General features: G+C 63.3%; 4 protein-coding genes. 1 reads left to right on the forward strand and 3 read right to left on the reverse strand.

Features of this window, described 5'->3' with window-relative positions; all coding sequences use genetic code 11:
* Positions 1 to 258: 258 nt before the first annotated feature.
* The 3 genes from Q1V60_RS01485 to Q1V60_RS01495 are packed head-to-tail and all read right to left on the reverse strand — an operon-like array spanning position 259 to position 5,470.
* Positions 259 to 3,324, reverse strand: a complete 3,066-nt coding sequence (locus tag Q1V60_RS01485) for an efflux RND transporter permease subunit (RefSeq protein ID WP_300626895.1) — start codon at positions 3,322 to 3,324, stop codon at positions 259 to 261.
* A complete protein-coding gene (locus Q1V60_RS01490) occupies positions 3,321 to 4,391 on the reverse strand; it encodes an efflux RND transporter periplasmic adaptor subunit (RefSeq protein ID WP_300626896.1) in 1,071 nt (356 codons plus the stop codon). The genes Q1V60_RS01485 and Q1V60_RS01490 overlap by 4 nt, the downstream gene beginning before the upstream one ends.
* Positions 4,388 to 5,470 (reverse strand): efflux RND transporter periplasmic adaptor subunit, encoded by a 1,083-nt coding sequence (locus tag Q1V60_RS01495; RefSeq protein WP_300626897.1) that lies wholly within the window; start codon positions 5,468 to 5,470, stop codon positions 4,388 to 4,390. The genes Q1V60_RS01490 and Q1V60_RS01495 overlap by 4 nt, the downstream gene beginning before the upstream one ends.
* A gap of 119 nt (positions 5,471 to 5,589) precedes the next feature.
* Between Q1V60_RS01495 and Q1V60_RS01500 the strand changes: the two genes are divergently transcribed.
* A complete protein-coding gene (locus Q1V60_RS01500) occupies positions 5,590 to 6,753 on the forward strand; it encodes an AAA family ATPase (protein ID WP_300626898.1) in 1,164 nt (387 codons plus the stop codon).
* Positions 6,754 to 6,902: the final 149 nt, after the last annotated feature.

Genomic DNA, 6,902 nt, shown 5'->3' on the forward strand with positions numbered 1-6,902 from the left:
GCTTGCTCTAATGCCAGTCAGTTAAGACAGAACCGGTCCCTGTGGCGAGGGAGCTTGCTCCCGCTGGACTGCGTAGCAGTCCCATTTTTGGGGCCGCTTCGCGCCCCAACGGGAGCAAGCTCCCTCGCCACAGGTCGCAGGCTTTTCTGCTTTAGCGCTTAACTGACCGGCATTAGGGCTTGCTCGCGAAAGCGGAGGGTCAGCCGACTCATCCTGACTGACCCACCGCCTTCGCGAGCAAGCCCGCTCCCACATTGTTTAACCGCGTTGCTGCTGATCTTCCTGCTTGGGTTCGCGGATTTTGTACCAGGCCACATAGAGCGCCGGCAAAAACAGTAACGTCAGCAAGGTGGCGATGATGATCCCGCCGATCATCGCGTAGGCCATCGGCCCCCAGAACACTTCCCGCGCAATCGGGATCATGCCCAGGCTCGCTGCCGCAGCGGTGAGCAGAATCGGCCTGCGCCGATGCTCGGTCGCTTCCACCACCGCATCCCAGGGCGTGTAGCCGGCCACTTCATACTCATGAATCTGCGTCACCAGAATCACCGAGTTGCGGATGATGATGCCGATCAATGCCAGGATGCCCAGAATCGCCACAAAGCCCATGGGCGTGCCCGTGGGAATCAGCGCCAGCACCACGCCGATCAGCCCCAGGGGCGCGACGCTCGCCACCAGGAACATCTTCTGCACGCTGTGCAGCTGGATCATCAGGAAAGTGGCCATCAGGAACAGCATCAACGGCACCACGCTGGCAATCGGGCCCTGGGCCTTGCCGCTTTCTTCCACGGTACCGCCGGTGGCGACTTTGTAACCCACCGGCAGGCCCTCGCTGAACTTCTGGATAGTCGGCGCCAGCTGCTTGACCAGGTCGGTCGGCTGCATCTCGTCGCGCACCGCAGCCTTGATGGTGATCGTCGGCTTGCGGTCGCGTCGCCACACCAGCGGCTGCTCCAACTCATAGCGCACGGTAGCGAAGGCCAGCAACGGAATCGAGGTGCCGTTGGGCGTGACGATCTGCAGGTTCTGCAAGGTTTCCGGCGTACCGCGCTCGGCGTCTTCGGCGCGGCCGACCACGTTGATCAGGTAAATATCGTCGTGCACCTGGGTCACCGAGGCGCCGCTGACCACGCTGTTCATCAACTGCGCCACGTCTTCCGACGACAGCCCCAGTTGCCGCGCCTTGTCCTGGGCGATGTCGACACGCAAGACTTTGCCCGGTTCGTTCCAGTCGTAAATGATCTCGCCCAGGTGGGTGTTCTGGTCGAGCAAGGTCGCCAGTTCGATGGCGTGCTTGCGCACCTGGTCGGTGTCTTTGCCGGACACGCGGTACTGGATCGGGCGCCCCACCGGCGGGCCCATTTCCAGCGGCTGCACGAAACTGCCGATGCCGACGAAATCATCGCGCAGGCGCTTCTGCAGCCGCGCGATCAGTTCGCCGCGCTCTTCCAGGCCCTTGCTGACAATCACCAACTGCGCGTAGTACGGGTTCTCCAGTTGCTGGTCCAGCGGCAGGTAGAAACGGATCGCACCCTGGCCGATGTAGGTACTCCAGCGAGCGATGTCCGGGTCATCCTTGATGATGGCTTCAAGGCGGTCGACGGTTTTGCGCGTTTCATTGATCGAGGCGTTCTGCGGCAGGTTCAGGTCCACCAGGATCTCCGGGCGATCCGACGACGGGAAGAACTGGTTCTGCACGAACTGCATGGAAAACACCGAGGCCGCGAACAACCCCACGGTGATGCCGATGGCCCACCAGCGGTTACGCATCGCCCAGAGCATGCCGCCATTGAAGGCGCGGCCGATGCGCCCCGGTTCGGCGTCGTGCGGCTTCACCTTGGCGCTGAGGATATGCACGCCGATCACCGGCGCGAACAGCACCGCGACCACCCACGACACCAACATCGCCACGGCGATCACCGCGAACAGCGTGAAGGTGTACTCGCCCGCCGAACTCGCGTTGAGCCCGATCGGCACGAAACCGGCCACCGTCACCAGCGTGCCGGTGAGCATCGGGAACGCCGTGGAGGTGTAGGCGTAGGTCGCGGCCTGCTCCTTGGTTTCGCCTTTTTCCAGGCGTGTGATCATCATCTCCACGGTAATCATCGCATCGTCCACCAACAGGCCGAGGGCGATGATCAAGGCGCCCAACGACACCCGCTGCATGGTGATGCCGCTGTATTCCATGAACACGAACACCAGCGCCAGCACCAACGGAATCGAGCACGCCACCACCAGCCCGGCACGCATGCCCAGGCTGATAAAGCTCACCACCAGCACGATGATCACCGCTTCGAACAACGCACTGGTAAAGCCACCAACGGCCTCTTCCACCACTTCGGCCTGGTCGGAAACTTTGTGCACGCCGACGCCCACCGGCAGGTCGGCGGTCAGCTCGTCCATGCGCCCGTGCAGCGCCTTGCCGAACGACTGAATATTGCCGCCCTTCTGCATCGCAATCGCCAAGCCGATCGCCGGCTTGCCGTTGAAACGGAACATCGGCCGCGCCGGGTCGACGTAGCCACGGCTGATGTCGGCAATGTCGGCCAAGCGATAGAAACGGTCATTGAGGCGCAGGTTGACGTTGGCCAGGTCCTTCTCCGAGGCGAACTGCCCCGAGGTGCGCACGGAAATCCGCTCCGGCCCGGCCTCGATCACCCCGGCGGGCGTTACCGCGTTCTGCGATTGCAGGCTTTGTACGACCTGGCGCTGGTCAATGCCCAGGGCCGCCAGTTTGCGCGTGGAGAAATTCAGGTAAATCACTTCGTCCTGCTGGCCGATCATCTCGACCTTGCCCAGCCCCGGCACCGAGCGGATCTCGGCGCGCACCTGCTCCACGTAGTCGCGCAGCTGGCGCATCGACAGGCCATCGCCGGTAAAGGCATACACCGAGCCGAACACGTCACCGAATTCATCGTTGAATGACGGCCCTTGCAAGCCTTGGGGGAAGGTGCCGCGAATATCGTCGATCTTCTTGCGAACCTGGTACCAGATCTCCGGAATGGCCTTGGCGCTGGTGGTGTCCTTGAGGAACACGAACACCGTGGACTCGCCCGGCCGGGTGTAGCTTTTCACGTAATCAAGGGAGTCGAGTTCTTCGAGTTTTTTCTCGATGCGGTCGGTGACCTGCTTGAGGGTTTCTTCCTGGGTCGCACCCGGCCAGCGGGTCTGGATCACCATGGTCTTGATGGTGAACGAGGGGTCTTCTTCACGGCCCAGGTTCATGTACGAGAACACGCCCATCAGCAGCGCGACGAACATCAGGTACCACACGAAGGACTGATGCTTGAGGGCCCAGTCGGATAAATTGAAGCGTCCTTTCATCGCGGGCTGTCCTCGTCGATTTTGACTTTTTGCCCGGGTTTCAGGCTGTTCACACCGGCGGTGACGATACGCTCGCCGGGTTTGACGCTGCCGTTGAGCACGGCGCGGTCGGCATCCCGGCTGACGACCGTGACGTCACGCGGTTGCACCGTCTGGCTCTGGGTGTCGAGCAGCCAGATGCGGGTCTTGCCGTCGACTTCCTGCAAGGCGCTCAACGGCAGCTCGATACGCGGCGCGATGGCGCTGCTCAAGGTCACGCTGATGGCGGTGCCGAGGCGGAAGGCGGCGGGGGTTTCAGTCAGGCTCAAGCGCGCACGCCGGGTGCGCGTGGCACTTTGGGCCTGGGGCTCGATCTCGCGCACGATGGCGGTGGTATGCACGCTGGGGTCCAGTTGCCCGGCCACCAGGAACACCACATCCGCGGGCAGGCGCTCGGCAAGGCCGGCGGGCAGGTCGATCACCGCTTCCTTGATGTCCGGCCGGGCCAGGGTGACCACTTGCTGACCGGCGCTGACCACCTGGCCGGCCTCGGCATTCCAGGCGGTCACGATGCCGGCGTGGTCGGTGCGCAGTTCGGCGTAGTTGAGCTGGTCTTTGGCTTGATTGACCGAGGCGCGGGCCTGGTCAAGGGTCGCCTGGGTGGTTTTCAGGTCCGTCTGGGCCATGTCGAGCTGAGCCTGGGCGCCGACACCACGGTTGAACAGCTCCTGTTGGCGGCGGGCATTGGCCTGGGCATTGATGAACTGTGCCTGCACGCGCGCCAGGTCGCCCTGGGCGGCGCGCAATTGGTTTTGCTGGTCGGTGGGGTCGAGGACGGCGAGCAAGGCGCCCTTCTCCACCTCCGCGCCCACGTCCACAACGCGACGCGCGATACGGCCAGGTACGCGGAAACCCAGGTTACTTTCGTAGCGGGCCTGGATGGTGCCGGCAAAGCGACCGAGGTTTTCCTGGTCTTCGGCCTTCACTTCCATGGACAGCACCGGGCGCACCGGTTCGGGCGGCGCCTCTTCCTTGGAGCAGGCCATCAGCAAGAGGCTGGCGGCGACGATAACCGACAGTTGCCTCATGGCTGCTCTCCTTGCTGAGCGATTTCGACAAGCATGCCGGGGTGCAGCAATTGCCCACCGGCCACCACGACTTTTTCGCCGCCTTTGAGGCCGTCGCCGATAATCACTTTGCCGGTGAGGTAACGCGCTACCGTGACCTTGTGCAGCTGCGCCTTGCCGTCGCCGTCCACCAGCCACACGGCGGGTTCGCTGAGGTCCTTGGTCAAGGCCGACCACGGCAACTCGATGCTGGCCTTGGCCGGGCCATTGGCGGTGGCGCTCACCACCGAGCCCAGCTCCATGCCTTTGGGCAGGCTTTGCAGGGCGATCTTCACTTGCACGGTACCGGTATTGGCGGCCACGGCAGGGGTGACTTGGCGAACTTTGCCCACGGCCTTGATGCTCGGGTTGTCCAGCAGGCTGACGGTAATCGGCGCGTCCGACGGCGGCTCCACCAGCAGCGATTCGTAAACGTTGAACACCGCGTCGCGCTCGCCATCGCGGGCCAGGCTGAAGATGGGCACGGTGGCTTGTACGACCTGGCCGACTTCAGCCTGGCGCGCCGTGATAATGCCCGGCGCGTCGGCGACCAGCGCGGTGTAGCCAAGTTGTTCACGGGCGCTGGCCAACTGCGCCTGGGCGGCGGCGAGGGCGCTCTGGCTGCTGCGCAGCGCGGCTTGGGCGGCATCGTATTCGCTGCGGCTGGTGTAGCCTTTGGGCAAGAGTTTTTCCTGGCGCACGAACGCGGCGGCCGTCTGCTTGACACGCGCCTGCTCGGCCACGACCTGGGCCTGGGCGGAGTCGACGTTGGTCTGCAGGTCCTTGGGGTCGAGCTTGGCCAGCACTTGCCTGGCCGTCACCCGGTCTCCGACGTCGACCATGCGCTGAATGATCTTGCCACCCACGCGAAAGGACAAATCGGTTTGCACGCGCGCCTGAATATCCCCCGTCAGCGTGACCGCTGCGGCGAAATCCGCCGGCTGCACGGTTTGCACGAATACCCTGGAATGGGCTTTGGGCTCGGACTTTTCCTGGCCACAGCCGACGAGCAGCGTCAGTAAGCCAAATCCAAGTAAAAATGACGAAATTCGACCGCCCATGCAGGCTCCTTTTGCTGATGCCGACGTGCCAGTGTGCATGCGACTGTGAGCTTAGTTCAGGGTTCCTTATTCGGATGCAGGATCCCATACTTCAATGGTTCCCATACCGACTCATTGCCATGCTCAAGACCCTCGCGGTGGCCAATTACCGCTCGATCAACAAATTGGTGGTGCCCCTGGACCGACTGAACCTGGTCACAGGCCCCAACGGCAGTGGCAAGTCCAACCTGTATCGCGCCCTGCGCCTGCTGGCGGAAACCGCCCAGGGCGGGGTAATCAATGCCCTGGCCCGGGAAGGCGGGCTGGACTCGACGTTCTGGGCCGGGCCGGAGAACGTCAGCCGGCGCATGCACAACGGTGAAGTGCCGGTAGAGCCGGTCGTGGCCCAAGGTGTCAAACGCTTGCGCCTGGGCTTTGCCGGGGAGGATTTCAGTTACGCCATTTCCCTGGGCATGCCCATCCCGGTTCCCGGCAGCGCATTCACACTGGACCCGGAAATCAAAAAGGAATGTATCTGGGCCGGCCCCCTCTACCGCCCGGCCAGCCTGCTGGTTCAACGTTCCGGGCCGATGGTGCGGGCGCGTGACGGCCGCGCCTGGGATGTACTGGCCCAACACACGCCCAACTATCACAGCCTGTTCGATCAGGTGGGTAACTTGCGCGGCTCGCCGGAAGTGTTGCTGCTGCGCGAAAGCATCCGTGGCTGGCGCTTTTATGATCACTTTCGCAGCGATGCGGATGCGCCGGTACGCCAACCCCAATTAGGCACGCGCACGCCGGTGCTGCATCACGACGGTCGGGACCTGGCCGCAGCGTTGCAGACGATTCGCGAAGTGGGCGACACCGAGGCCTTGCAGCACGCCGTGAGCGATGCATTCCCGGGCGCGCGCTTGAGCATCCAACCCTTGCAGGGCGGGCGCTTTGCAGTCGAGTTTTACCAGGAAGGCTTGCTGCGCCCTTTGTCGGCGGCGGAATTGTCGGACGGCACCTTGCGCTACTTGCTGCTGATCGCCGCGCTGCTGACGCCACGGCCACCGACCATGATGGTGCTGAACGAGCCGGAAACCAGCCTGCATCCGGACCTTTTGCCCGCATTGGCGCGCTTGATTATCGAAGCTTCAAAGCATTGCCAGGTGTGGGTGGTGTCCCATGCCAGCCGCTTGATCGCGGCGTTGCAGCAGGATGAGGCGTGCAATTCGATTGTGCTGGAGAAGGTGATGGGCGAAACCCGGATCGTTGGCCAGGGGATTCTGGATGCGCCGGCCTGGCATTGGCCGGAGTAAGGAGGACCATACTGGCCTCATCGCGGCACTGAACCTGTGGCCAGTAAGGAGAACCGTACTGGCCTCATCGGGACACTGAACCTGTGGCCAGTAAGGAGAACCGTACTGGCCTCATCGCGGCACTGAACCTGTGGCCAGTAAGGAGAACC

It is taken from the genome of Pseudomonas sp. (assembly GCF_030147005.1).
Classification (GTDB): domain Bacteria; phylum Pseudomonadota; class Gammaproteobacteria; order Pseudomonadales; family Pseudomonadaceae; genus Aquipseudomonas.